22 protein-coding genes are annotated in these 25,178 nt (G+C 63.0%); 11 read left to right on the top strand and 11 right to left on the bottom strand.

The genetic code is table 11. The features are described 5' to 3' along the window. Window positions 1-82: 82 nt before the first annotated feature. From HWE17_RS00450 to HWE17_RS00440, 3 genes are all read right to left on the bottom strand, one after another. Entirely contained in the window at window positions 83-2,284 is a 2,202-nt protein-coding gene (locus tag HWE17_RS00450) for a TonB-dependent siderophore receptor (protein ID WP_176387382.1), read from the bottom strand. Between the two features lie 114 nt (window positions 2,285-2,398). Beyond that, window positions 2,399-3,391 carry a FecR domain-containing protein gene (locus HWE17_RS00445; RefSeq protein WP_176387381.1) on the bottom strand — a complete coding sequence of 331 codons (993 nt, stop codon included), beginning with the start codon at window positions 3,389-3,391 and terminating at the stop codon, window positions 2,399-2,401. Continuing rightward, on the bottom strand, window positions 3,388-3,897 hold the full coding sequence (locus HWE17_RS00440) for a sigma-70 family RNA polymerase sigma factor (RefSeq protein WP_035822162.1): 510 nt from the start codon (window positions 3,895-3,897) through the stop codon (window positions 3,388-3,390). The genes HWE17_RS00445 and HWE17_RS00440 overlap by 4 nt, the downstream gene beginning before the upstream one ends. A 239-nt stretch (window positions 3,898-4,136) precedes the next feature. On the opposite strand from HWE17_RS00440, the gene ffh reads away from it, so the two are divergent. Together ffh and HWE17_RS00430 are read left to right on the top strand one after the other, a co-directional pair. Further along, complete coding sequence (gene ffh / locus HWE17_RS00435) at window positions 4,137-5,504, top strand: signal recognition particle protein (protein WP_034746567.1); 1,368 nt, start codon at window positions 4,137-4,139, stop codon at window positions 5,502-5,504. Window positions 5,505-5,859: 355 nt separating this feature from the next. Continuing rightward, window positions 5,860-6,255, top strand: coding sequence for an SWIB/MDM2 domain-containing protein (locus HWE17_RS00430; RefSeq protein ID WP_071653383.1), 396 nt, complete (start codon window positions 5,860-5,862; stop codon window positions 6,253-6,255). Window positions 6,256-6,440: 185 nt separating this feature from the next. On the opposite strand, the gene HWE17_RS00425 is transcribed toward HWE17_RS00430, so the two are convergent. Both HWE17_RS00425 and HWE17_RS00420 read right to left on the bottom strand, forming a co-directional pair. Further along, window positions 6,441-7,067 (bottom strand): lytic transglycosylase domain-containing protein, encoded by a 627-nt coding sequence (locus HWE17_RS00425; protein ID WP_176387380.1) that lies wholly within the window; start codon window positions 7,065-7,067, stop codon window positions 6,441-6,443. Then, window positions 7,064-8,803 carry a proline--tRNA ligase gene (locus HWE17_RS00420; RefSeq protein WP_176387379.1) on the bottom strand — a complete coding sequence of 580 codons (1,740 nt, stop codon included), beginning with the start codon at window positions 8,801-8,803 and terminating at the stop codon, window positions 7,064-7,066. The genes HWE17_RS00425 and HWE17_RS00420 overlap by 4 nt, the downstream gene beginning before the upstream one ends. Window positions 8,804-9,007: 204 nt before the next feature. Between HWE17_RS00420 and HWE17_RS00415 the strand changes: the two genes are divergently transcribed. Further along, window positions 9,008-9,640 (top strand): RNA pyrophosphohydrolase, encoded by a 633-nt coding sequence (locus tag HWE17_RS00415; protein ID WP_034780273.1) that lies wholly within the window; start codon window positions 9,008-9,010, stop codon window positions 9,638-9,640. A 102-nt stretch (window positions 9,641-9,742) separates the two neighbouring features. On the opposite strand, the gene mqo is transcribed toward HWE17_RS00415, so the two are convergent. Continuing rightward, on the bottom strand, window positions 9,743-11,332 hold the full coding sequence (mqo, locus tag HWE17_RS00410) for a malate dehydrogenase (quinone) (protein ID WP_255206065.1): 1,590 nt from the start codon (window positions 11,330-11,332) through the stop codon (window positions 9,743-9,745). A gap of 476 nt (window positions 11,333-11,808) precedes the next feature. Here mqo and HWE17_RS00405 point away from each other — a divergent pair, with 476 nt between their 5' ends. Next, window positions 11,809-12,276, top strand: a complete 468-nt coding sequence (locus HWE17_RS00405) for a DUF1203 domain-containing protein (RefSeq protein ID WP_176387378.1) — start codon at window positions 11,809-11,811, stop codon at window positions 12,274-12,276. Between the two features lie 60 nt (window positions 12,277-12,336). After that, the gene (locus HWE17_RS00400; protein WP_099401619.1) at window positions 12,337-12,759 is read left to right on the top strand and encodes a DUF1841 family protein; all 423 of its coding nucleotides are present in this window, start codon (window positions 12,337-12,339) and stop codon (window positions 12,757-12,759) included. Here the strand turns inward: HWE17_RS00400 and HWE17_RS00395 are convergent. From HWE17_RS00395 to nirK, 3 genes are read right to left on the bottom strand one after another with little or no spacing between them, the layout of a single operon-like run. Then, a complete protein-coding gene (locus HWE17_RS00395) occupies window positions 12,756-15,035 on the bottom strand; it encodes a nitric-oxide reductase large subunit (RefSeq protein ID WP_176387377.1) in 2,280 nt (759 codons plus the stop codon). The genes HWE17_RS00400 and HWE17_RS00395 overlap by 4 nt on opposite strands. A gap of 14 nt (window positions 15,036-15,049) precedes the next feature. Continuing rightward, entirely contained in the window at window positions 15,050-15,727 is a 678-nt protein-coding gene (gene ytfE / locus HWE17_RS00390; protein WP_176387376.1) for an iron-sulfur cluster repair protein YtfE, read from the bottom strand. Window positions 15,728-15,753: 26 nt separating this feature from the next. Beyond that, window positions 15,754-17,220 carry a copper-containing nitrite reductase gene (gene nirK, locus HWE17_RS00385; protein WP_176387375.1) on the bottom strand — a complete coding sequence of 489 codons (1,467 nt, stop codon included), beginning with the start codon at window positions 17,218-17,220 and terminating at the stop codon, window positions 15,754-15,756. Between the two features lie 150 nt (window positions 17,221-17,370). Here nirK and norR point away from each other — a divergent pair, with 150 nt between their 5' ends. Then, entirely contained in the window at window positions 17,371-18,927 is a 1,557-nt protein-coding gene (gene norR, locus HWE17_RS00380) for a nitric oxide reductase transcriptional regulator NorR (protein ID WP_176387374.1), read from the top strand. Window positions 18,928-18,941: 14 nt separating this feature from the next. Here norR and HWE17_RS00375 read toward each other — a convergent pair whose 3' ends face one another. Both HWE17_RS00375 and HWE17_RS00370 read right to left on the bottom strand, forming a co-directional pair. Further along, complete coding sequence (locus tag HWE17_RS00375) at window positions 18,942-19,283, bottom strand: cytochrome c (RefSeq protein ID WP_099401624.1); 342 nt, start codon at window positions 19,281-19,283, stop codon at window positions 18,942-18,944. An 11-nt stretch (window positions 19,284-19,294) separates the two neighbouring features. Beyond that, the gene (locus HWE17_RS00370; RefSeq protein WP_034746524.1) at window positions 19,295-19,624 is read right to left on the bottom strand and encodes a cytochrome c; all 330 of its coding nucleotides are present in this window, start codon (window positions 19,622-19,624) and stop codon (window positions 19,295-19,297) included. Between the two features lie 233 nt (window positions 19,625-19,857). Here HWE17_RS00370 and HWE17_RS00365 point away from each other — a divergent pair, with 233 nt between their 5' ends. The 5 genes from HWE17_RS00365 (at window position 19,858) to HWE17_RS00345 (ending at window position 25,169) form a co-directional block, all read left to right on the top strand. Further along, a complete protein-coding gene (locus HWE17_RS00365) occupies window positions 19,858-20,727 on the top strand; it encodes a MoxR family ATPase (protein ID WP_034746522.1) in 870 nt (289 codons plus the stop codon). A 9-nt stretch (window positions 20,728-20,736) separates the two neighbouring features. Continuing rightward, window positions 20,737-21,375: a GNAT family N-acetyltransferase gene (locus HWE17_RS00360; RefSeq protein ID WP_176387373.1), complete on the top strand. Its 639-nt coding sequence runs from the start codon at window positions 20,737-20,739 to the stop codon at window positions 21,373-21,375. Next, complete coding sequence (locus tag HWE17_RS00355) at window positions 21,369-22,538, top strand: VWA domain-containing protein (RefSeq protein WP_070256030.1); 1,170 nt, start codon at window positions 21,369-21,371, stop codon at window positions 22,536-22,538. Before HWE17_RS00360 ends, HWE17_RS00355 begins: the two co-directional genes overlap by 7 nt. A gap of 312 nt (window positions 22,539-22,850) precedes the next feature. After that, on the top strand, window positions 22,851-24,038 hold the full coding sequence (locus HWE17_RS00350; RefSeq protein ID WP_035828222.1) for a cation:proton antiporter: 1,188 nt from the start codon (window positions 22,851-22,853) through the stop codon (window positions 24,036-24,038). Next, window positions 24,039-25,169: a YbdK family carboxylate-amine ligase gene (locus tag HWE17_RS00345; RefSeq protein WP_176387372.1), complete on the top strand. Its 1,131-nt coding sequence runs from the start codon at window positions 24,039-24,041 to the stop codon at window positions 25,167-25,169. Window positions 25,170-25,178: the final 9 nt, after the last annotated feature.

Here is a 25,178-nt window from a genome sequence, read left to right as displayed (position 1 = left end):
GCGCGCCATCGCGGGCCAGATTCAACTGCACTTCCATAAGCCATGCATCCTTCATCAAGATAGATCATTCAAAAGCGATTATTTACAGTGTGTAGTTCAAGGTCAGCATCAGGTTGCGCGGCGTGCCCACCAGGTTGCCTACCACATCGGAGTAGATGCTCTGGTAGTAGCGCTTGTCGAGCGCATTGTTCACGTTCAGGCGCAGCTCGGCGCGGCTGTCGATCCGCCACGCCGCGTTCAGACCCACGATCGCGTAGCGGCCCTGGCGCAGATGGTAGGTGCCTTCCTTCGACTCGGTCGCGCCCTGCCCGTACACCGAAGCGCCGATGCGCCAGCCCTGCGCCGCGCCGGACAGGCGGTAGCTGGTGGCCAGCTTGAGCTGCTGGCGCGGATAGCGGCTGTTGAAATCCTTGCCGATATTGGCCGGATCGCTGTCGCGCGTAAATTGCGCCTTCACATAGGTAAAGCCGGCCGACAGCTGCCAGTCGGGCGTCAGCGCGCCCGCCACGTCCAGCTCCACGCCTTCGCTGCGCACTTCGCCCGACGCGCGCTGGCAATAGCCCCACGTGCTGCCGGGGCAGGGATCCGGGCCGGCCAGGTCGTCCACACCGCGGTTTTGCTGGCGGATCTGGAACACGGCCGCGCTGGCATTGAGGGCGCCGCCGAAGTATTCGCCTTTTACGCCCGCTTCATAGTTGGTGCCGCTGACCGGCTTCAATGGCTGCGCATTGGCGTCGGTGGCCGCTTGCGGCTGGAAGATTTCGGTCCAGCTGGCGTACACGGAATGCTGCTTATCGAGGTCATACACGACGCCGGCGTACGGTGTGAATTCGCGCGCCACCGAGTAGCCGGCATCGTCCTTGTACCAGCTCACGCGCCCGCCCAGCACCAGCGACAGCGGCTCGGCCAGGCGCATGCGCGTGCCCGCATACACGCCGCTTTGCTCGGTAATGCTGGCCGTGCCCCACTGCGCGTAATTGATGACGGGGCGCGCCACGCCGCCCGCATCCCAGTGGTAGGGGTCGATCACCGGCGCGCTCGCTTGCCGGGTGTACGCCGCCCAGCCGCCATAGCTGTTTTTCGACGAACGGCGGTGGCTGGCGCCGACCGTCAGCTCGTGCTCGCGGCCAAACAGGCTGTAGCTGCCGCTGGCATAGGCGTCGTAGCTGGTATTGGCCAGTTCGGCGCGGTAGCTTTGCGAATTGAAGCGCAGGGTGTCGCCGCGACGGTTGATGCCGGAAAACGTCGTGTCGATCTCGGGCGTCTTGCGCGTGGCGGCCAGCTTGGCCTTCCAGCCATTGCCGAAGCGGTGTTCAAGTTCCGCGAAGATGGTTTTATCCGTCTGGCGCCAGCCATCGAAGTCGGTGCCCAGGTAAGTCGAGCGGGGCAAATTCAAGAAGCTGCCGTCGGCGGCCGTCACCACGCCCGTCGCGACGCCGTCGTTATCCGTCTTGCGGTAATGCGCGCCCACGGTCAAGGTGGTGTCGGGGCGCAGATCCGCCTCGATGATGCCGTACAGCTGGTGATTGCGGCCATGCAGCACGTCGACAAAATCCTTCTTGTCCTGCACCGTCGCGACGATGCGCCCGCGCAGGGTCTTCGCTTCGTTGAGCGCGTTGGCCGCATCGGCTTCCAGGCGGTAGTTGCTCCAGCTACCCACGCTGGCCGAGAATGACGCTCGCGGCATGGCCGTCGGGCGCTTGCGCACCATGTTGATGGCCGCGCTGGGCGTGCCGCTGCCCGTCATCAAGCCCGTGGCGCCGCGCACCACCTCGATGCGGTCGTAGATGGCCAGATCGTCATTGTCGCCATTGAAGGTGCCGTTCGCGCCCAGGCTGGTAGGCAAGCCGTCGAACAGGATGTTCTCGACGGGGAAACCGCGCGCGCTGAAACTGCCCGAATCACCCGTAAAGTTGCCCTTTTGCATGACCAATCCCGTGATCGACTGTACCGCATCGTCCAGGGTCGTGATGCCCAGGTCATCGATCTGCTGGCGCGTCAGCACGCTGACCGACTGCGGCGTCTCGCGCAGCGACAGGTTCAGCTTGGTGGCCGTATTGCTCACGCCTGTCGTGTAGGAGCCGCTGCCTTCTGTTGTCGCATCGCGCCCTGCCGTGACGGACACGCCGAGCATGGTCTGTTCGGCAGCAGGGATGGCAGGCGTGGCCTGCTGCGCCAGCGCCGGCAGGCTGGCGGCCAGGCACAGGGCGGCAGCCGCTTGCGCCAGCGGACGCAATGCGCAGTGATGAGATGGCAAACTGACAAAATTCAAAGCGTGAAACATGCAAGTTCCTGATAGTAGTGGCGTCATCAGACGGTGAAAAACAGGCGCCCTACTCTGTAGGTGCCGCGAAAACGAAAAACGGGCAGTCCGGCTGCAAGTATTTTTTGTGGGGTGCTACGGCGCCGGTTCGACGCTGACCCAATACCGCGTGCGGCTCCGCACCTGCACTGGTAAGGAATTGGGCAGCATGTTCAGGATGCGCTGGGTGTCGGCCAGCGGGAACACGCCCGACAGGCGCAGCTGGGCCACTGCCGGTGCGCAATCGATCACGCCGGGGCGGTAGCGGGCCAGGTCGGCCAGGAAATCGCCGAGGGTCACGTCGTCGACGATCAGTTGCCCACGCGACCAGGCGTGCGCATACGCATCGATGGCGTGCGGCGCGTCAGGCGCCTGGCGGGAAAACGCCACGCCGTGGCCAGCCGCCAGCAGCAAGGGCGCGCCGCTGCCATCGCGGGGCAGGATTTCAACGGCGCTTTCCAACACGTCCACGGTGCTGTAGTCATCCTGCTGGCGCACGGCAAAGCGCGTGCCCAGCGCGCGCACCAGGCCTTCGCGCGTGGCCACCACCAAAGGCGCGCCGCTGCCGGCACCATGGCCGCTGGTGACGAGGATCTCGCCAGCCAGCAGCTCGATCAGGCGGCGGCTGGCATCGAAACGCACGTTCACGGCCGACCCCGTATTCAGGCTGAGCACACTGCCATCGTCCAGCACCACCTCGCGCCGCTCGCCCGTGGCCGTGCGGTAGTCGGCGCGCAGGGCGCGCACGCCATCCCAGGCATCCGTCTGCGCGGCCAGCATGCCGCCGCCGGCGGCCACGCCCAGCCACGCCAGCAACTGGCGCCGCTTGCCGTTGACGGCTTGCTGCTGCGTGCCGGCCAGCGCCTGCGCGGCCGCACCGCGGTGCAAGCCGTTGAAGCGCTGCGATACGGCTTCGATATGCCGCCAGGCCCGTTCATGTTCAGGGTCGGCCTCGCGCCAGCGCTGCCATGCGGCGTGCTGCGCCGCGTCCATCTCGCCCGACATCAGCATGGTCAGCCACTCGGCCGCCTGCTGCTGCACATCCTCGCGGATGGCCGCCGGGGCCGCAGCATTCCCCACCGTGCTCATGCCGGCAGCGAGAAAAACACCTGGCGATTGGCGCGCGTCAGGTATTGCTTGACCGAGCTGGCCGACACGTTCAGGCGCGCGGCGATCTCGGCATAGCTGAGGCCCTCCAGTTGCGCCAGCAGGAACGCCGTGCGCACGGGCGCCGGCAAGCCGTCGAGGGCCTGGTCGATTTCCTGCAAGGCTTCCAGCGCCAGCAACCGTTCCTCGGGCGCGGGCGCCAGCTCGGGCGGCAAACAGGCCAACGCCTCCAGATACGCATCTTCCAGCACTTGCCGGCGGTGGCGGTGCGCCACCAGGCGGCGCGCGATGGTGGCCAGGAAAGGCCGCGCTTCGCGGATCTGCGGCGCGGCATCGGCCGTCAGCACGCTGATGAAGGTATCTTGCGCCAGGTCCGCCGCGTCGCCTGCATTGCCCAGCTTATGCCGCAGCCAGCCCTGCAGCCAGCCGTGATGGCTGCTGTAGAGCGCGTGCAGGTCTTGTTGCTGTGCAAAATCGGCGGCCGACATGGCATCCCTTTCCGCCCGGGCGTGCGGCGCCCGAGAATGTAAATAAGAATTATTCTCATTCTAACCGCGTTCCTGCCATTCATGCAATCGCGGCATTGCCAGAAATACCAACTAATTCAAAAGCAGGCCAACCGCCAGGCGGCGCAGCGCGGGACCGCCAGCCACCCGCGATAAGGTAAAATGGCGCCCATCGTCCGGCTTTCGCCGCCCACTCCCAAGCTTTTCATTGCAGGTTCATCATGCTAGATAATCTCACCCAACGGCTTGCCAAAGTCGTCAAGACCATGCGCGGCGAGGCGCGCCTGACCGAAGCGAACACCGCCGACATGCTGCGCGAAGTGCGCCTGGCGCTGCTCGAAGCCGACGTCGCCCTGCCCGCCGTGCGCGAATTCATCGCCAAAGTCAAAGAAAAAGCCATGGGCGAGGATGTCATTTCCTCGCTCACGCCAGGCCAGGCCCTGGTGGGCGTGGTGCAGCGCGAGCTGGCCGCCCTGATGGGCGCCGACCTGGGACCGGAAGCGTCGCAGATCAGCTTTGCGCAGCAGCCGCCCGCCATCATCCTGATGGCCGGTTTGCAGGGTGTGGGTAAAACCACCACCGTCGGCAAGCTGGCGAAGTATCTGAAGGAAGAAAAGAAGAAGAAAGTGCTGACCGTCTCGGCCGACGTGTATCGCCCAGCCGCGATCGCCCAGCTGCAATCGGTCACCGCCCAGGTAGGCGCCGACTTCTTCCCGTCCACCAGCACGGACAAGCCGGTCGATATCGCGCTGGCCGCGCTGGACTGGGCGAAAAAGCATTACCACGACGTGCTGATCATCGATACGGCGGGCCGTCTCGGTATCGACGAAGAGATGATGCGCGAAATCGCCGCCGTCCACGGCGCCGTGAAACCGATCGAAACCCTGTTTGTCGTCGACGCCATGCTGGGCCAGGACGCCATCAACACGGCCAAGGCCTTCAATGATGCGCTGCCGCTGACCGGTATCGTGCTGACCAAGCTTGACGGCGATGCGCGCGGCGGTGCGGCCCTGTCCGTGCGCCACATCACGGGCAAACCGATCAAGTTTGCCGGCGTCTCGGAAAAACTCGACGGCCTGGAAGCGTTCGACCCGACCCGCATGGCCAACCGCATCCTGGGCATGGGCGACATCCTCGCCCTGGTCGAAGAGGCGCGCAAGGGCGTCGACAGCAAGGCGGCGGCCGACCTGGCGCAGAAGATCAAGGTCGGCGGCAAGTTCGACATGAACGACTTCAAGGCGCAACTGGGCCAGATGAAGAAAATGGGCGGCATGGCCAACCTGATGGACAAGCTGCCGGCCCAGTTCCAGCAGGCCGCAGGCGGCAAGAACATGGATCAAGCCGACAAGCAGGTGCGCCGCATGTGCGGCATCATCGATTCGATGACGCCGCAGGAACGCGCCAAGCCTGAACTGATCAAGGCCACGCGCAAGCGCCGCATCGCCGCCGGCGCCGGCGTGCAGGTGCAGGAAGTGAACCGCATGCTGACGCAATTCGAGCAAATGCAGACGATGATGAAGAAATTGTCGGGCGGCGGCATGATGAAGATGATGCGCAGTATGAAAGGCATGATGCCGGGAATGAGGTAAGGAGTCAGAATCCCCGCTCACGGGGATTCTGATCGCCTTCGAGATGCCGCGGCATCTTCGTTTGAAACCCTAAAAACACCGTTCTAAATAATGCCGGATTGCATTTTCATGTGTCCGGCATCACTCTTCCCTCCCCCGGCAGCGCCCCTTCCCGCATAGCCAGCAACCATGCCATTTACGGGCAAAAACGCCGTTCTGCGCTCCCAAGCGGTGCGCCCGGGCGACAGCATTGCCATTTCCCTGCTTTTTCCTCGTGAAAACGTGAAAAACACTTGCATACAAGGTAAATCCACACCAATATTAGCCGTGCGATTAATTGCGCAATTTCCCATGTGTTTGTTAAGGAGGCTCGAAGATGGCAACAGCCAAAAAAACCCCAGTAGCAGCGCCAGCCAAAGCAGCAGCAGCCAAGCCTGCAGCCGCCAAGAAAGCAGCACCCGCAGCCAAAGCAGCAGCTAAACCAGCAGCGGCGAAGAAAGCGGCAGCACCGGCAACACCACGCAAGCCAAACGCAGCATTCATGAAAGCAATGACGCCATCGAAAGAGCTGGCCGCCGTTGTTGGCGCAGCACCACTGCCGCGCACGGAAGTGACCAAAAAGGTATGGGATTACATCAAAAAACTCGATCTGCAAGATCCGGCCAACCGCCGCATGATCAATGCGGACGACAAGCTGAAAGCAGTTTTCGGCGGCAAAGCCCAAGTCTCCATGTTTGAAATGACGAAACTGATCTCCGATCATTTGAAATAATCAGATACGCACAGGGCGTCTACGCCGTGTGAGTGCCCCGCCGCATCCGCGAGCGGGGCATTTTTTTTGGGGTCAGACCCTGTCGGGTCTGACCCCGGCCGTTGCGGGGTTTAAAAAACATGCAACCCGGCAAATACTGGGGTCGGACGGGGACGCCGAGTCCCGCAGGGTCCGACCCCAACCCATCACCCGGCCGGCTTGAATTCCCACTGCTTCCACGCCGCCCGCACGGCATTCGGATACTCGGCCCTGCCCCGGCTGCCGTTATACCGCCCCAGCGCCAGGTACAAATCACCCTTTTCCATATCCAGGTACATGCGCAAGATCGCGCAGCCGTAGCGCAGATTCGTCTGCATGTGAAACAGCTTGCTGCGGTCATGGTCGCCGATGACGCCCGTCCAGAATGGCATCACCTGCATGTAGCCACGCGCGCCGGCCAGCGAGACGGCGTATTTGCGGTAGGCCGACTCGACCTGGATCAGGCCCAGCACGAGGGCCGGTTCCAGGCCCGCGCGGCGCGCTTCATACCATACCGTTTCCAGAAATTCCGTGCGCAGCTGGGCGTCCGGCAGCTTGCGCTGCAGGCGCGACGACATCTGCGCCAGCCATTGCTGGTAGCGCTGCAAGTCGGCGGGCGTGGCAAATTTGGGTTGCGGCGGGCGTTCGTCGCGGATCGCGTGCGACAGGGCCAGACGGACGGAGTCGGCCAGCGCCTCCTCCTTCTGGTTGCCGGCCTGCGCCGGAGAGACGCAGGCCAGGCAGGCGGCCAGCGCGAGCGCGCCAGCCGTCTTGCTTACAGATAAACGCTTCACTGCGCCATTTTGCCCTGGATGAAGGCGACGATCTCGTCCGGCGCCACGCCGGAAGCTTCCGTATCGCGGCGGCCCTGGTATTCCAGCTTGCCTTCTTTCAGGCCGCGCTCGCCGATGACGATGCGGTGCGGCACGCCAATCAGTTCCCAGTCAGCAAACATGGCGCCAGGGCGCAAGCCGCGGTCGTCGACGATGACGTCCACGCCAGCGCCTTGCAGGGCCGCGTACAGCTTCTCCGTCTCTTCCTTGACCAGTTCGCTGCGGTCCATGCCCATCGGGCACAGCACGACCTCGAATGGCGCGATCGACGCGGGCCAGATGATGCCCTTGTCGTCGAAGTTCTGTTCGATGGCGGCGCCCAGGATGCGCGTCACGCCGATGCCGTAGCAACCCATCTGCAGCGGCGCAGGCTTGCCGTTTTCGTCGAGGAAGGTGGCTTTCATGCTTTCCGAGTACGCCGTACCCAGCTGGAACACGTGGCCCACTTCGATACCGCGCTCGATGGCGAGTGCGCCCTGGCCGTCCGGCGAAGCGTCACCGGCGACGACATTGCGCAAATCAGCCACGATGGCAGGCTCGGCCACGTCACGGCCCCAGTTGGCGCCCGCGTAGTGGAAACCGGCCTCATTCGCGCCGCAGACGAAGTCGCTCATGTGGGCGACCGTGCGGTCCGCCACCACGGTGACGGGGGCTTGCGTGCCGATCGGGCCCAGGTAGCCGGGAATCGTGCCGTAGACTTCCAGGATTTCCGCTTCCGTCGAGAAACGATGACCGGCCAGGCCGGCAACCTTGCCCACCTTGATGTCGTTCAATTCATGGTCGCCGCGCAGCAGCAGCATGAAGTGCTGTTTCGTGACTTTCTCGTCCTTGCCCGTCGTTTCCACCGTCAGGGCGATGGTTTTCACGGTGCGCGACAGTTCCAGGCCCAGCAAGGCGGCCACGGTTTCGCACTTGACGGTGTCCGGCGTGGCCGTTTTCGTCAGTGCCTGGGCGGCGGCTGGGCGCTCACCGGCTGGCGGCAGCGCTTCGGCCGCTTCCATGTTGGCGGCGTAATCGGAGGTCGGGCAGTACACGAGCGCGTCTTCACCCGTGTGGGCGATGACGTGAAATTCATGCGAACCGGAACCGCCGATGGCGCCGTTGTCGGCTGCCACGGCGCGGAATTTCAGGCCGAAGCGCGTGAAGATGCGCGTGTAGGCGTCAAACATGACCTTGTACGACGCTTGCATGCCGGCCAGGTCGCGGTCGAACGAGTAGGCGTCCTTCATCGTGAATTCGCGGCCGCGCATCAGGCCGAAGCGTGGGCGGCGCTCGTCGCGGAACTTGGTCTGGATATGATAAAAATTCAACGGCAGCTGGCGGTAGGACTTGATTTCCGTGCGCACGACGTCGGTGATGACTTCTTCCGACGTCGGCTGGATCGCGTATTCGCGGCCGTGGCGGTCTTTCACGCGCATCAGTTCGTCGCCCATCTTGGTCCAGCGGCCCGTCTCTTGCCACAGTTCGGCTGGCTGCACGAGCGGCATCAGCAGTTCGATACCGGCGGCTTTGTTCATCTCGTCACGGATGATGGCTTCCACCTTGCGGATCACGCGCAAGCCCATCGGCATGTAGGTATAGATGCCGGAACCGAGGCGTTTGATCATGCCTGCACGCATCATCAATTGGTGGCTGACGATTTCCGCGTCAGAAGGTGCATCTTTAAGTGTGGAAATAAAAAAACGGGAGGCGCGCATAACGGTGAATTCTTTTTAAAAAGAGAGGGTTATAATCAACCTAATTTTAAAGGATTAGCTGGCTGATGCGTCCATACTTTACACAAATGCGCTCAATTGGTGCGATTCCGGCGCTTTTCGCACCCCGAAAAGGTCACCGGCTTGCGAAGTTGTGGGTAATTATGTAAAAAAAGACGCACTGTCGCAGAAAGTTTGAGGTGCATTATGCTCGACCGTGAAGGGTTTCGGCCCAACGTCGGCATCATCCTGCTAAACGCCCAGAACGAGGTGTGGTGGGGCAAGCGGGTGCGCGAGCACTCATGGCAGTTTCCGCAAGGCGGTATCAAATATGGCGAAACACCGGAACAAGCCATGTTTCGCGAACTTGAAGAGGAAATCGGACTCAGACAGGAACACGTCAAAATTGTCGGCCGCACCCGCGACTGGCTGCGCTATGAAGTGCCAGACCACTTCATCAAGCGCGAGATTCGCGGCCATTACCGTGGCCAGAAGCAGATTTGGTTTCTGCTGAGAATGTGCGCGCGCGATAACGACGTCAATCTGCGCCTGACCGACCATCCCGAGTTCGACGCCTGGCGCTGGCATGAGTACTGGGTCCCGCTCGATGTCGTCATTGAATTTAAGCGCGATGTTTACCAGCGCGCCTTGCAGGAGCTGTCCCGCTTCCTGACCTGGCCCGTGCATGGCAACGCACAGCAAGCGCACCGCCACACGTCGCGCTACCTGCGCCAGCCCCATGCGCCACGGGCGCAGGATGGTACGGCACTGGCCAAGCCTTGCGACGGCATCGCCGCCGAAGGGTGTACGCCGGAGCTGATTCTGCCAGGCAAGGAGTAGTCCGCCGCACCATGAACGCACTCTCCCACGCAAAAGGGGCAGCCTGACCAGGCTGCCCCTTTTTTCATGCCGGCAGGAAACTTCCCTTCCGGTCAGGCTGACTTAGTTTGCCGCAGGCGCCGGTGCCACATCCAAGGTGATCGCTTTCAAGCCGAGGATATTGCTGCTGTAGTGGCGGATCTTGTTGGCCAGGGCTGGATCGTTGTTCAGCTTTTGGCCATACGACGGCACCATTTCCACCATCTTCGCTTGCCACTCCGGCGTGGCCAGACGGCTCTTGAATGCCGTTTGCAGCACCTTGATCATGATCGGCGGCGCGGTCGAAGCGCCTGGCGATGCGCCCAGCAGGGCAACGATGCTGCCATCGGCGGCGCCGACGACTTCCGTACCGAACTGCAGCAAGCCGCCTTTGACAGGGTCATCCTTGACGATCTGCACGCGCTGGCCGGCGTTTTGCAAGGTCCAGTCTTCCATCTTGGCGTTCGGCAAGTACTCGCGCAGGGTGTTCAAACGGTCTTCCGGCGAGTTCATGACCTGTTCCACCAGGTATTTCGTCAGCGGAATATTGTCGTAGCCGGCTTGCAGCATCGGTTTCACATTGCCCGTGCCGATCGAGGCAGGCAAGTCGATCCAGGAACCGTTTTTCAGGAACTTGGTCGAGAAGGTGGCAAACGGGCCAAACAGCAGGGCTTTCTTGCCGTCGATGATGCGCGTATCGAGATGCGGCACAGACATCGGCGGCGAACCGACGGACGCCTTGCCGTAGACCTTGGCCGCATGCGCCGCCACCAGTTCCGGATTCGTGGTCACCAGCCATTGGCCGCCGACCGGCACGCCGCCGTAGCCCTTGGCTTCAGGAATGCCCGATTTTTCCAGCAGCGGCAGCGAACCGCCGCCGGCGCCGATGAAGACGAACTTGGCGCGCATGGTCTTTTCCTTGCCGGCGGCCAGGTCTTTCACCGTGACGTTCCACACGCCATCGGCGCCGCGCTGGATGTCTTCCACCTGATGGCGCAGGTGCAAGACCATGCCGTGGCTGTCCGTCAGGTATTTCACGAGACCGCGCGTGAGGTTGCCGAAATTGACGTCGGTACCGATTTCCATGCGCGTCGCGGCCACTTTCTGGCCCTTGTCGCGGCCTTGCATGACGAGCGGCGCCCATTGTTCGATCTGCGCCTGGTCTTCCGAGAACAGCATGCCCTTGAACAGGTTTTCCTTTTGCAGCGCGGCATAGCGCTTCTTCAAAAAGGCAATATTGTCGTCGCCCCACACAAAGGCCATGTGCGGCACATTGTTGATGAAGGTTTGCGGCGCACCCAGATGCTTGTTGGCGACCTGATAGGCCCAGAATTGCTTGGAAATTTCGAATTGCTCGTTGATGGCAACGGCTTTCTTGGTCTCGATGCTGCCATCGGCCGCTTCCGGCGTGTAGTTCAGTTCGGCAAACGCCGAGTGGCCCGTGCCCGCGTTATTCATCGCGTCCGAACTTTCGGCGGCCACGGAATCGAGGCGCTCGACCATTTCCATCGTCAGCGACGGGTCGAGTTCCTTGAGCATGCTGCCCAGGGTGGCGCTCATGGTGCCGGCGCCGATCAGCAGCACGTCGACCGGTTTTTCGGACGAGGCCGGAGGGGTCTTGTTACATGCCGCCAGGATCAGGCACGACATCAAAAGTAATAGCGATTTACGCATGGGTAACTCCGTTATGAATACTGAGGGGTGGCTCTTCCAGGCCACCGGGCGGCAAGTGCCAGATCATCGGAAATGGCTATCCCTCCAGCAAAAAAACGGCCGGATCAAAGGATAACGATGGTGATGAAGCAAGCATGCTGCCGCCGCGCCGCAAGTTGCGGCAGCGATCGGGTGGCGATGGTGCGGACAAGGAAAACACGGCGCCGCTGCTGTGATGGCCCTCGCGCGGGGCCAAGCTCACAACACGGCGAATGTCCATAGCAAATATCAAGAACAGCGATTTTATCACCGTTATTTGCCCTTGCCGGGCCCTCAGGATCGTGGATAACACTTACTGTGGAGTATTAATTTAACGGTAACCAGGCGTTAAAATCCAGTTGATGCAGCAATGCACGGCGCAATACGGAGCAAGATACGGATGGCGGGCCCGTATCCATCGTGGTGTGATAACGCTTTGACCACACCGGAGCTTGACCATGTCTTTTCGTATCCGCGGCCTGTTGCCCACCCCTTTCCTGGCCTGTTTCGGCCTGCCCGACGCCGAACTGGCCGCGCTGGGCATGATCCGCCACGTGGTCGACAGCCAGCCCGGTTATCCGGACCGCATCGAACTGCGCGACGCGGCGATCGGCGACACGGTGCTGCTGCTGAACCATGTTTGCCAGGATGCGGACACGCCCTACCGGGCCTCGCACGCCATCTTTATCCGTGAGGGAGCCACGCAAACCTATGACGCCGTCGACCAGGTGCCGGAATCGATGCGCATTCGGCTGCTGTCGCTGCGCGGCTATACGGAAGATGGGATGATGGTCGACGCCGATGTGGTGGAAGGCACGGCCATCGAAACCGTGATCGCGCGGCTGTTTGAGAACCCGGCTGTCAGCTATATCCACGTGCACAATGCCAAGCGTGGTTGTTATGCGGGCAGGATCGACCGGGCCTGAGAACTTATCACGGCTACGCGGTACAATATCGCCTGCCCTTTTCAGCCCCGTGCCAAAACGATGTTCAATCCTTCTTCCGACGATGTGCGCCGCTTCTTTTGCGACACCTTGCGCAAGCACCGCGCCCATGACATCCTCACGCCGATGGAAGCCATCGCACTCGACTGGATCCTCGAACATCCCGAGTATGAAAGCGAGCTCTCCGACGTCGAAGCGGCGCTGGCGCGCGATTACTCCGTCGAAGGGGGACAAGCCAATCCTTTCCTGCACCTGTCCATGCATCTGTCGATCACGGAGCAAGTGCAGGTGGACCAGCCGCGCGGTATCCGCCCGGCCGTCCAGCAGCTGACCCAGCGCCTCGATTCGGCCCATGCGGCCCAGCACGAAGTGATGGAATGCCTGGGCCAGATGATCTGGGCTTCGCAGCGCTCGGGTTTGCCGCCGGACACGGAAGCGTATATCGACTGCGTCCGCAGGCGCTAACCGGGCCGCACCGCCTGCGGCTGCAGTACAGGTGCTTTCGGCGCCTTGCCCAGCAACCCCAGCACCACCTGCAGCGCCATGGCCACCGCGCCGACGATGAAGACCACGTCGCCGAAGGTGCGTATCCAGCGCAGGTTCTGCAACAGCGGCTGCTGCATGAATGCCTCGCTGCGCGCATACCACAGGCCTTCCGTCACGCTGGCGTGGAACTGGATGATGCCTATCGGCAGCAAGCTGGTAAAGATCATCAGCACCAGTCCCGCATTCAAGCCCCAGAACGCCGTCTTCATCAAGGCAGGGCTGAAGCGGTAGTCGGGCCGCAGATAGCGCAGCACCAGCAAGGTAAAGCCCAGCGCCAGGAAACCGTACACGCCGAACAGCGCCGCATGCGCATGCACGGGGGTCGTGTTCAGGCCCTGGATATAGTACAAGGCCACGGGCGGGTTGATCATGAAGCCCAGCACGCCCGCGCCCAGCATGTTCCAGAAGGCGACGGCGACAAAGCACATCATGGGCCAGCGCAACTGCTCCATCCACGGCGCGCGCTCCTTCAAGCGCCAGTTTTCCCACGCTTCATGCCCCAGCACGATCAGCGGCACCACTTCCAGCGCGCTGAAGCTCGCGCCGATGGCCATCACGGGCGTGGTGGTGCCGGCGAAGTACAGGTGGTGGAAGGTGCCGGGTATCCCGCCCAGCATGAACAGCGAGGCCGACGCCAGGCTGGCCGTCGTGGCCATGCGCACCGACACCAGGCCCAGAGTCGAGAAGATGAAGGCCAGCGCCGTCGTGGCGAACACTTCGAAGAAGCCTTCCACCCACAGGTGCACCACCCACCAGCGCCAGTACTCCATCACGGACAAATGCGTGCGCTCGCCGTAGAACAGGCCGGCGCCGTAGAACAGGCCGATGGCGCCGACGGATGCGGTCAGCAGCGCCAGCAGGTTCTTGTCACCGCCCGGCTTGCGCAGGGCCGGCACGACGCCGCGCAGCATCAGCACGAGCCACAGCAGGATGCCGATATATTTACCGATCTGCCACAAGCGTCCCAGGTCCACATACTCATAACCCTGGTGGCCCAGCCAGAAATTCCACTCGGGCGGCATCACTTGCGCAATGGCCAGGTAGTTGCCGATGAACGAACCGACGACGACCGCGACGAGGGCCCAGAACAGCACGTCGACACCGAGGCGCTGCCACTTGGGGTCTTTGCCGCCATTGATCAGGGGCGCGAGGAACAGGCCGGCGGCCAGGAAGCCCGTGGCGATCCAGAACAGCGCGGCCTGGATATGCCAGGTACGCGTGAGCGCATACGGGAACCAGCGCGACACGTCGACGCCGTAGAACTGCTGCCCTTCCACCGTGTAGTGCGCCGTAAAGCCGCCGATGAAGACCTGGAAGGTAAACAGCGCCACCACCAGGAACAGATATTTCCCCAGTCCCCGCTGCGAAGGCGTCAGGGCGAACGTGGTGAGCGGATCGCGCGGACCGGCGGCCGGCAGCGCTTCATCGTGGTCGCGCAAGAAGGCCCAGCCCCAGACGAGGAAGCCCACGCCGGCCAGCAGCACCACCACGCTGGCAACGGACCAGACGAGGTTTTCGCCGCTGGGCTGGTTGCCGATCAGCGGTTCATGCGGCCAGTTGTTCGTATAGGTCACTTTCTGGCCCGGACGTTCGGTGGCGGCGGCCCACGCTGTCCAGAAGAAGAACTGCGTCATCTGCGCGCGCCGCTCGGCGCTGGGCAGGGTGTTTTCCTTCATGGCGAAATGCTCGCGGCTTTTTTGCAGCGCCGGCGCGTCGGAGAACAGCTGGTCGTAGTAGTGCGCCGTGTTGGCGATGGCTTGCACGCGGCGCGGCGACAGGCGCAGCACTTGCGCATCATCGGTGCGGTTGCCGCGGTATTCGAGCTTGAGCGCTTCGCGCAGCGCCGCCTGCGCGGGGCCGTCGAGCGCCGCATACGCCTTGCCATGCTGCTCTTGCGCGGCCAGTTCCAGCCAGGCCGTCAGTTCGCGGTGCAGCCAGTCGGCCGTCCAGTCGGGCGCCTGGTAGGCGCCGTGGCCCCAGATGGAACCGAGCTGCATGCCGCCGACCGATTGCCAGGCCGTCTGGCCATCGAGGATGCCCTCGCGGTCGAACAGCTGCCGGCCATCCTGCGCCAGCACTTGCGCGGGGATGGGCGGCGCCTGCCGGTAGACTTCCGTGCCGTAGTAGCCGAGCAGCGAAAACGTCACGATCAGCACACCGATCAGGGTGAACCAGAGTTTTTTGTAGGGACCCATGGGTCTTTCCTTTGTCAGTGCACCACGGCCGGCGCAAAGCGCTCGAACAGGATATTGTTTTCAGTGTGAATATGCGCCATCAGGTCTTCGCGGAAGGTGCGCAAGCCCGTGTACAGCGCGCGCCAGGTGGTGCAGGCGCCGCCAGGTGCGGTGATGTCGTTCGTCATCGCCTCCATCGCGCGCAAGGCCACGCCGTGGTCGTCGTGCTCCATGCGCATCACGTTGATCGGTGCGCCGGCCCGGGGGCCCTGGCCGCGCACGATCATGGGGAACAGCACGTCTTCTTCCTTGCGCATATGGCTTTCCAGCTCCTGCGCCATGGCCGACAGGTGTTCGGCCAGCCCGTGCGGACAGTCGGCGCGGTCGCCATGCACCTGCTCGACCTTGCGTGCCAGGCGTATCAGCTCGGGCAGCTGCTCGCGGTGCACGGCGTGGTAGCGCGCCAGGATGTGCTCCACCAGTTCGGTGGCCGAGGCCTCCTGCCAGTCACGCTCGCCGCTGGCGTCAGCCCGTCCTGCCAGCACTTGCAGTTCCTTGACGATGGGCGCCGTGTCCACGCCGGCCGCTTCGGCCGCCGCGCGCAGGGTCTTGTTGCCGCCGCAGCAGAAATCCAGGCGGTGGGCATCGAACAGGCGCGTGGCGCCGGGGATGCGGCGGGCCAGCTGGCCCAGGGATAGCTCGATCATGTCCATAATGGTTCCTTGAGGATGAATGGGGTTTATTGATGGGCACCAGCGTGGTAGACGCCAGGCACAGGTTCGCCAGTCACTTCCAGCACGCCCACGGCGCCCTTGCCGGCGCGCGACAGCGCATGGTCGACCAGCAGATAGCTGCCCGGATGCTGTACCTTGAGTTCGACGATGGTCGCGCCGCCCGGCGCCACGAGCGTCGTTTGCACGTCGTGTTTCGGGCTGCTGATCGAGCCTTCGCTGTACACCTTGTCGAAGATCTCGCCGATGATGTGGAACGATGAAATCTTGTTCGGGCCGCCGACGCCGAAATAGATGCGCACCGTTTCGCCGACCTTCGCCTGCAGTTTGTGCGTCTTGCTCAGGGCGCCCACTTCGCCATTGAAGACGTAGTAGTCGGGCAGTTCATTCGCCATTTTTTCCAGGTTCGCTTCCTGGTGCACGGGCGCGCCGTGCGGACGGCCCGTGTACATCTCGCCCTGCATCACGTAGTACTCGCGGTCGACTTTCGACAAGCCGCCTTCCGGTTCGACCAGGATCATGCCGTACATGCCGGCCGCGATATGCTGCGGCACCAGCGGCGTGGCGCAGTGGTACACGAACAGGCCCGGATTGAGCGCCTTGAAGGTGACGGTTTTTTCCTGCCCCGGCGCCACCTGCGTATGCTGTCCGCCGCCATGGCCGCCCGTCACGGCGTGCAGGTCGATCGAGTGGATCATCTTGCTGTCCTTGGCGTTGAACAGGGTCAGTTCCACCGTGTCGCCCACCTTCGCGCGCAGCATGGGGCCGGGCACCTGGCGGTTGAAGGTCCAGTAGGTAAAACTGGTGCCGTCATCGAGCTTGCCCGGCAGTTCCACCGTCTCCATCCGGTATTTCAGGGTTTGCGGCGCGCGCGCGCCGATGGCGGATGGCACAGAGGCCGGATTGGCCGCCACGTTGACGGCAGATGGGTCGGGGCCGCGCATCGGCGACGGGGCGGGCGTGTACAGGGCCAGCGCCGCGGCCTGGCTCGATTCGCTGGCAGCCTTCGGTGCCGCCGTCTCGGCCAGCGACGTGCCGCTTACTTCCAGCTTGCCTTCCATGCCGATCTGGCGGTGGCCGGGAATCGAGCAGTAATAGGTGAACGTGCCGGCGCGCGTGACCTTGAAGCGCACGGTGGTGCTGCCGCTGTTGGCGCTGAACTTGGCGGATGCCACGTTCAGTTCCGGGATCAGCAGATCGTGCTCGGCGCCTTCACCGCTTTTCAGCACCAGTTCCACCGTGTCGCCCACCTTGGCCGCCAGCACGGGGTTGACCTGGCCCTTGGCGTCGATGAACACCATCTTGCCATCGACGATATTGGTTTGCAGTTCATAGCGCTTGAGCGTTGCAGCTACAGGTTTGGCGGCGGTGGCGGCAGCGCTGGCCGGGAGGCTCGCCTGGGCTTGCACGGACAGGGGCATGGCCAGTACGCAGACGGCGGCGGCGATGGCGCGGAGGGAGGGAGTCGTTTTCATCAAGCTTTCCTTGGTCTTGTATGCCGGTTCGGCACCCTTACCTAGGCAATCCGTGTGCCAGGAAAAACTTGTTTTAAATCAACGATTTGAAAAATGCAGGGTCGGTATGACCCTCTTTGGACGTGGTCCGTTGTACCCTGCATGGTACTTATGACCACCACCGCCATCCACCTGCTGTTACTGACCGACCTGGTCGCCGACCTGCCCGTGGCCGTGCGCCTGCAGCGCCTCGTCGGCAGCCTGCGCGCGCACTTCGGCTGCGAGGCCGTGGCCTTGCTCAAACTCGATGGCGAGCATTTACGCCCCGTGGCGATGGCCGGCCTGGCCAGCGACGCGCTGGGACGCCGCTTTGCCGTCGCCGACCATCCGCGCCTGGCCGCCATCCTGCAGCGGCGCGGCGTGCTGTGCTTCCATCACGACAGCTCGCTGCCCGATCCCTACGATGGCCTGATCGCCGAGCGTGCCGGCGAACCGCTGCCCGTGCACGACTGCATGGGCATGGCGCTGGACCTGGAAGGCGAACGCTGGGGCGTGATCACGCTCGACGCGCTGCAGGTGGGCACCTTCGATACGCAGGCGCAGCGCGACTTGGGCGAGCTGGCCTGCGCCATCGAGGCGGCCGTGCGCGTGACGCGCCTGGAGACGGAAATCCGCGCCCTGCGCCTGTCGGGCGGCGCCATGCTGGCCGATGCGCAGGCGCCGCGCGAGGAACATGACTTCGTCGGCCAGAGCAGCGCCATCACGCACTTGCTGCACGAATTGCAGGTGGTGGCCGATTCCGAACTGCCCGTGCTGCTGCTGGGAGAAACGGGCGTGGGCAAGGAGCTGTGCGCGCACCGCCTGCACCGGCTGTCGCGCCGCGCGGGCAAGCCCCTGATCCACGTCAATTGCGCGGCCTTGCCCGAGTCCCTGGCCGAAAGCGAATTGTTCGGCCATGTGCGCGGTGCGTTTTCCGGCGCCGTCAGCGACCGGCCCGGGCGCTTCGAGGCGGCCGAAGGGGGTACCCTGTTTCTCGATGAAGTGGGGGAATTGCCATTGTCCATCCAGGCCAAGCTGCTGCGTACCTTGCAAAATGGCGAAATCCAGCGCCTGGGCGCGGACCGGCCGCGCCGGGTCAACGTGCGCGTGATCGCCGCCACCAACCGCAGCCTGCGCGAACATGTGCGCGACGGCTCGTTCCGCGCCGACCTGTATCACCGTTTATCCGTGTATCCCGTGCCGATTCCGCCGCTGCGCGAGCGGGGCAATGACGTGCTGCTGCTGGCCGGAGGCTTCCTGGAACTGAACCGCGCGCGCCTGGGCTTGCGCAGCCTGCGCCTGTCCGCCGCGGCGGAAAACGCCTTGTGCCATTACCGCTGGCCTGGCAACGTGCGGGAACTCGAACATGTGATCAGCCGGGCAGCCCTGAAAGCCGTGATCCGCGGCGCGGACCGCAAGGATATCGTGACACTGGAAACGGATATGCTCGACCTCGATGCGCTGGAAGCGCCGGCCGGCACGGACGCGCTGCCGCTGGCGCCAGCCGCGTGCGGCACGCCGCCGGCGCCGCTGCTATCGATGCATCAGATCGTGGAAGCGAGCCAGCGCCAGGCCATCCGGCAAGCGCTGATCCTGCATCAGGATAACTGGGCCGCCGCCGCGCGCCAGCTGGGACTCGACGCCAGCAATCTGCATAAGCTGGCGCGCCGGGTGGGGCTGAAAGCCTGAGCCGGCGATACCGCTCAGCGGTGAGTCACCAGGCTGCTCGGCAAGCTGTGCAAGTAGGCGGCCAGGTCCTTGATGTCCTGGTTGCTCAGCGGTTTTACCTGGCCCGTCATGATGGCGTTGTTGCGGCCGTTGGGCTTGTCGCCCCGTTTATACGCGGTCAGGGCGTGTTCCAGGTAGTCCTTGTGCTGGCCCGCCAGTTTCGGGTACGACGGGTCGATGGGTGAGCCGTAATCCTTGCCGTGGCAGGTGGCGCAGCTGTATTTTTCGGCCAGGGCTTTACCTGTATTGATATTGCCTGCGGCGCTGGCGGAAAACGAGACGGTGGCGCAAACGAGGGCGGCGAGTAATTTTTTCATCGGGCTGGTCCTCAGTTCGTCTTGGCTTGTTGCGCATAATACGCGGCGACATCGGCGATATCCTGGTCCGACAGGCTGCTGGCGATGCCCTTCATGCTGGGGTGCTTGCGGTCGCCCTTCTTGTAGGCTTGCAACGCATTCTCGATATATTTTGCCGGCTGGCCGCCGATCATCGGCACCTGGAATACTTCAGGGAAGGTTGCCTTGTAACCGGGAATGCCGTGGCAGCCGATACACATTTCCACCTTGGCAGGGGCTGCCTTGGCGTTTCCTACAATGTCAGCCGCTGTGACGGCATTTGCTATGCCGGCAAGCACGAGAAGTGCAAATATTTTTTTCATAGTGGCAATGTGAACAAAGGTAATCGGAGAAACGCCAGAGCTGGTTTTTATTGATTTTATGTATTGACAATTAAGGTTGCCAATTAATCTGCTGCTTGCCGATTCTAGCCAAGATATTCTTGCAAGTCCACCTATAAAACCCGCATTGTAGGCAGGCAGGCACAGGCCGCCCGCGTGACGCTGGGCCACAGTTCTGTTTATACTCACCATTTCCCCACTTTGGCAGACCGCTCATGCAAGCACAGCACACCCAGCAAGGCCAACGCTTCGAAGGTTCCGACAGCTATGTCGCCACCGCCGACCTGAAACTGGCCGTGAATGCGGCGCTGACCCTGCAACGCCCGCTGCTGATCAAGGGCGAGCCGGGCACGGGCAAGACCATGCTGGCCGAGGAAGTGGCCGCCGCGCTGAACATGCCGCTGATGCAATGGCATATCAAATCGACCACCAAGGCGCAGCAGGGCCTGTACGAATACGACGCCGTCTCGCGCCTGCGCGATTCGCAGCTGGGCGACGAGCGCGTGCGCGACATCCAGAACTACATCGTCAAGGGCGTGCTGTGGCAGGCCTTCACGGCGCCTGAACCGGTGGTGCTACTGATCGATGAAATCGACAAGGCCGACATCGAATTCCCCAACGACCTGCTGCGCGAACTGGACCGCATGGAATTCTATGTGTATGAAACGCGCGAAATGGTCACGGCGCGCCACCGTCCGCTCGTCATCATCACCTCGAACAACGAGAAGGAGTTGCCGGACGCCTTTTTGCGCCGCTGCTTCTTCCATTACATCAAATTCCCGGACAAGGACACGATGGAGCAAATCGTCGCCGTCCACTACCCGCACCTGAAACAGGAATTGCTGGCGCAGGCGCTGCAAACCTTCTATGAAGTGCGCGACGTGCCGGGCCTGAAGAAAAAACCGTCGACGTCGGAATTCCTCGACTGGCTCAAACTCCTGCTGGCCGAGGACATCCCGGCCGAAGCCTTGCGCAGCAAGGACAACAAGGCCGTCGTGCCGCCGCTGCACGGCGCGCTGCTGAAAAACGAGCAGGACGTGCACCTGTTCGAGCGCCTGATGTTCATGTCGCGCACCAACCGTTAAGGAGCGCCGGTGAACGACATCAGCCCCGACAAAGTCTTCGTCCCCCTGGAACTGCACGGCATCCGCCTCGAAGCGCTGGCGCCGCACCATGCGGCCGGCCTGCGCGCGGCGGCCATGGATGGCGAACTGTGGAACTTGCGCGTCACCTCCGTGCCGGAGCCGGACCAGGTGGACCAGTACATTTTCAAGGGCATCGAGATGCGCCCTTCGCGCTTCGCCTTTGCCGTCATCGATGCGGCCAGTGGCGAGGTGCTGGGCACCACCAGCTACCACGACGTGGTGCCAGAGGTAAAACGCCTGGAAATCGGCTACACCTGGTATGCGAAGCGCTGCCAGCGCAGCCACGTCAACACCACCTGCAAATTGCTGCTCCTGACGCACGCCTTCGACACGCTCGGCTGCGCGCTGGTGGGCCTGCGCACCGACAATTTCAACCATGCCTCGCAGGCGGCCATCGAACGCCTGGGCGCGAAAAAGGACGGCGTGCTGCGCCACCATGCGTTGCGCCGCGACGGCACCGTGCGCGACACGGTCATGTACAGCATCACGCGCGGCGAGTGGCCGGAGATTGCCGCCCATTTGCGCTACAAGCTGGCGCAGCGCCCCATCGCCGCGCTGCCCCGCGCGGGGGAACCCGCGCCATGCTGATCGATTTCTTCTTCACGCTCAAGGATGCGAAGATTCCCGTCTCGATCAAGGAATTTTTGACCTTGCTTGAGGCGCTGCAAAAGAACGTCATCGACGCGTCGATGGATGACTTTTACTATCTGGCGCGCCTGACCCTGGTCAAGGATGAAGCCCATTTCGACAAGTTCGACCGCGCGTTTGCGCAGTACTTCAAGGGCGTCAATGCGGCCTTCGACACGAACGCGGCGATACCGCTTGACTGGCTGCTGAAACGCATGCAGCGCGAGCTGTCCGAAGAACAGAAGGCGCAGCTGGAAAAATTCGGCTACGACAAGCTGATGGACCGCCTCAATGAACTGCTGAAGGAGCAGAAGGAGCGCCACGAAGGCGGCAGCAAGTGGATCGGCACGGGCGGCACTTCACCGTTCGGCAATGGCGGCACGAACCCTGAAGGCATCCGCATCGGCGGCAAGGGCGGCAACCGCACGGCCGTGAAAGTGTGGGAAGCGCGCAGCTACAAGGATTACGACGGCGAGCGCGAACTGGGCACGCGCAACATCAAGGTGGCCTTGCGCCGCCTGCGCAAGTTCGCGCGCGAAGGCGCGGAAGACGAACTGGCGCTGGACGCCACCATCGCCGCCACGGCGAACAACGCGGGCTACCTCGACATCAGGATGCGGCCCGAGCGCAAGAACCGCATCAAGGTGCTGATGCTGTTGGATGTGGGCGGCAGCATGGACGACCATATCGAGCGCACCGAGGAACTGTTCTCGGCGGCGAAGACGGAATTCAAGAACATGGAGTTCTTTTACTTCCATAACTGCGTCTACGATTACCTGTGGAAGAACAACCGGCGCCGCAACGCCGAACGTTTTCCCACCTGGGACGTGCTGCGCAAATACCCGCCCGACACCAAGCTGATCTTCGTCGGCGACGCCACCATGAGCCCCTATGAAATCCTGCAGCCGGGCGGCAGCGTCGAATACAACAACGAGGAAGCGGGATCGACGTGGCTGGCGCGCTTTACCCAGGCGTTCCCGAAATTCATCTGGCTCAATCCCGAATCGGAGGGTTTGTGGCAATACCGCCAGTCGATCGGCGTAATGCGGCAGTTGATGAACAACCGCATGTTCCCCCTGTCGATCGACGGGCTGGAACGGGGCATGCGCCTGCTCAGTAAATAAAAACGCATAACAAAAAGTCCATGGCGGCAGGGGGCCGCCATGCCGTACACTGCGACACGGCACTACCGTGCGGAGCATCTCCGCCGCGGGCGGGTACCATACGCTGATACCAGCCCTGCCCAACCTGCTGCATCCTGTGCGCGGCCGCCATGGCCGCGACACTGTTCGATTGCGCACATCGTGCGCGCCTTCTGCTCCGGTAGAATCGGCGCATCGCTCTGCGCAAACCATGCACCACCGCTGCACCACGACATTGCCGCGCCAGCCCCCGTGCTGCCGGCCGGTGCCAGCGCCATTTTCAAAGGAATGAGCATGCAAAGTCTGATCTCGATCGCCGCCGACCTGTCCTGGCCGTTCGCCATCACCCTGGCCTGGGTGGTGGGCGAATTTGGCCACCGCTGGACTGGCCTGCCGCGCATCAGTTTTTACGGCGTGATCGGTTTCGTCCTCGCCCAGACGCAGGTGGGCATCCTGCCGCAGACGGACGCCGGCCCCATGCTGGTGCTGGCCGACGTGGCCTTCGGCCTGATCCTGTTCGAGGTCGGCTACCGCATCAACCTGCGCTGGCTGAAGAACAACCCGTGGATCGCCGTCACGGGCCTGGTCGAATCCTTGCTGACCTTTGCCGTCGTCTACTTCATCGGCATCGAATTCGGCAGCACCTCGATGACGGCGCTGCTGCTGGCATCGCTCGCCATGTCCACCTCGCCGGCCACCATCATGCGCGTCATCAACGAGGAACGCAGTTCGGGCCAGGTCACGGAACGCATCGTCCACCTCACGGCCTTGAATTGCGTACTGGCCGTCTTCACGTTCAACATCATCGTCGGCTTCTGGATGTTCCAGAGCTCCACCGACCTGATCGAGGCGAGCAGCAGCAGCGCCGCCGTGCTGGCCGCCTCGGTGGCCGCCGGCACCGTCTTCGGCATCGTCGTGCCGGCCATGCTGCGCCGCCTGGGCAACATGGCGCAGGACGCCACCGTGGCGTTCGCGCTGTCGGTGATGCTGCTCGTCGCCCTGACCTACACCACCAGCCTGTCGCCGCTGCTGGCCACGCTCACCTTCGGCCTGGTGGCGCGCCACCGCCGTGTCGCCTTCAGCCAGGCGCAGCGCAATTTCGGCGCCATGGGCGAGCTGCTGACGGTGCTGCTGTTCGTATATGCCGCCTCGACCCTGGAATGGGCCAGCGTGACGGCCGGCGCGGGCCTGGCCCTGGCCGTCGTCGGCGGACGCTTGCTGACGAAGGTCGTTGGCGTGGCCGCGTTTTCGCACGTGAGCGGCATTTCCTGGCGCAAGGGCGTGCTGACGGGCGTGGCGCTGACGCCCGTCTCCGTCTTCATCATCCTGCTGCTGGAACACGCGCGCCAGCATGGCGTGAACTTCGGCGACGAATTGAACGCCCTGGCCGCCATTACCCTGGGCCTGGAACTGGTCGGCCCCGTACTGGTGCAGCGCGTGCTGATGCTGGCCAAAGAAACCCATGAAATCAAGGAGCGCTAAATGCCGCTGGAACCCTTTGGCCAATCGGCCGCGCTGACCTTCGGCGTCGAACTCGAACTGCAACTGGTGAACCTGTCGGACTATGACTTGACGGCCGCCAGCCCCGACCTGCTGCATCTGCTGAACAAAAAACCGTTCCCTGGCAACGTCACGCCGGAAATCACCGAGAGCATGATCGAGATTAACTCGAGCGTGCACACGCATCACGGTCCCCTGCTGGAACAGTTGCAGGAAATCCGCGACACCCTGGTCACGGCCGGCGACAAACTCAATATCGGCATCGCGGGCGGCGGCACGCACCCGTTCCAGCAATGGTCGTCGCAAAAGATATTTTCCAAGCCCCGCTTCCAGGAGATTTCGGAACTGTACGGCTACCTGGCCAAGCAGTTCACCATCTTCGGCCAGCACGTGCACATCGGCTGCGCCTCGGGCGACGACGCCATGTTCCTGCTGCATTCGCTGAACCGCTACATCCCCCACTTCATCGCCCTGTCGGCGTCTTCTCCCTACGTGCAGGGACGCGACACCCTGTTCGATTCGGCCCGCCTGAACTCCGTGTTCGCGTTTCCCATGAGCGGACGCGCGCCGTTCACCCTCAGCTGGGACCAGTTCTCCAACGAGTATTTCGCCAAGATGGAGAACACGGGCATCATCAAGAGCATGAAGGATTTTTACTGGGATATCCGTCCCAAGCCTGAATTCGGCACCATCGAACTGCGCGTGTGCGACACGCCGCTGACGGTGGAACGGGCCGCCGCGCTGGCCGCCTATCTGCAGGCGCTATGCCGCTACCTGCTCGAACGACGCGAAACCCCGCCGGTGGAAGACGATTACCTCGTGTATAACTACAACCGCTTCCAGGCTTGCCGCTTCGGCCTCGATGGCGCCATCACGCATCCGAAAACCTACGAAACGATGTCCCTGCGCGAAGACATCATGACCACCCTGCGCAAGATGGAACCGCACGCCGAGGCGCTGGGCAGCACGCCAGCCCTGAAACACCTGTCGGACGTGGCCAAGCAGTGGAGCGATGCGCAATACCTGCGCAAGCAGCGCAATGTGCAGGGCAGCGCGGAGGGGATGGTTGATTCGGCGATCAGATGCTTCCGGGGCGAACCGATGAATTACTGAGGATGCACA

The sequence above is a fragment of the Janthinobacterium sp. BJB401 genome, assembly GCF_013372745.1.
Classification (GTDB): domain Bacteria; phylum Pseudomonadota; class Gammaproteobacteria; order Burkholderiales; family Burkholderiaceae_D; genus Janthinobacterium; species Janthinobacterium rivuli.
This window is presented reverse-complemented; position numbering and strand designations above follow the sequence as displayed.

Coding starts and splice junctions, on each gene's coding strand:
- HWE17_RS00415 (WP_034780273.1), top strand. CDS start 9,008: ATGCTCGACCGTGAAGGGTTTCGGCCCAACGTCGGCATCATCCTGCTA.
- HWE17_RS00405 (WP_176387378.1), top strand. CDS start 11,809: ATGTCTTTTCGTATCCGCGGCCTGTTGCCCACCCCTTTCCTGGCCTGT.
- norR (WP_176387374.1), top strand. CDS start 17,371: ATGACCACCACCGCCATCCACCTGCTGTTACTGACCGACCTGGTCGCC.
- HWE17_RS00345 (WP_176387372.1), top strand. CDS start 24,039: ATGCCGCTGGAACCCTTTGGCCAATCGGCCGCGCTGACCTTCGGCGTC.
- HWE17_RS00430 (WP_071653383.1), top strand. CDS start 5,860: ATGGCAACAGCCAAAAAAACCCCAGTAGCAGCGCCAGCCAAAGCAGCA.
- HWE17_RS00395 (WP_176387377.1), bottom strand. CDS start 15,035: ATGGGTCCCTACAAAAAACTCTGGTTCACCCTGATCGGTGTGCTGATC.
- HWE17_RS00445 (WP_176387381.1), bottom strand. CDS start 3,391: ATGAGCACGGTGGGGAATGCTGCGGCCCCGGCGGCCATCCGCGAGGAT.
- HWE17_RS00350 (WP_035828222.1), top strand. CDS start 22,851: ATGCAAAGTCTGATCTCGATCGCCGCCGACCTGTCCTGGCCGTTCGCC.
- mqo (WP_255206065.1), bottom strand. CDS start 11,332: ATGCGTAAATCGCTATTACTTTTGATGTCGTGCCTGATCCTGGCGGCA.
- ffh (WP_034746567.1), top strand. CDS start 4,137: ATGCTAGATAATCTCACCCAACGGCTTGCCAAAGTCGTCAAGACCATG.
- HWE17_RS00375 (WP_099401624.1), bottom strand. CDS start 19,283: ATGAAAAAATTACTCGCCGCCCTCGTTTGCGCCACCGTCTCGTTTTCC.
- HWE17_RS00440 (WP_035822162.1), bottom strand. CDS start 3,897: ATGTCGGCCGCCGATTTTGCACAGCAACAAGACCTGCACGCGCTCTAC.
- HWE17_RS00450 (WP_176387382.1), bottom strand. CDS start 2,284: ATGTTTCACGCTTTGAATTTTGTCAGTTTGCCATCTCATCACTGCGCA.
- HWE17_RS00365 (WP_034746522.1), top strand. CDS start 19,858: ATGCAAGCACAGCACACCCAGCAAGGCCAACGCTTCGAAGGTTCCGAC.
- nirK (WP_176387375.1), bottom strand. CDS start 17,220: ATGAAAACGACTCCCTCCCTCCGCGCCATCGCCGCCGCCGTCTGCGTA.
- HWE17_RS00400 (WP_099401619.1), top strand. CDS start 12,337: ATGTTCAATCCTTCTTCCGACGATGTGCGCCGCTTCTTTTGCGACACC.
- ytfE (WP_176387376.1), bottom strand. CDS start 15,727: ATGGACATGATCGAGCTATCCCTGGGCCAGCTGGCCCGCCGCATCCCC.
- HWE17_RS00355 (WP_070256030.1), top strand. CDS start 21,369: ATGCTGATCGATTTCTTCTTCACGCTCAAGGATGCGAAGATTCCCGTC.
- HWE17_RS00420 (WP_176387379.1), bottom strand. CDS start 8,803: ATGCGCGCCTCCCGTTTTTTTATTTCCACACTTAAAGATGCACCTTCT.
- HWE17_RS00370 (WP_034746524.1), bottom strand. CDS start 19,624: ATGAAAAAAATATTTGCACTTCTCGTGCTTGCCGGCATAGCAAATGCC.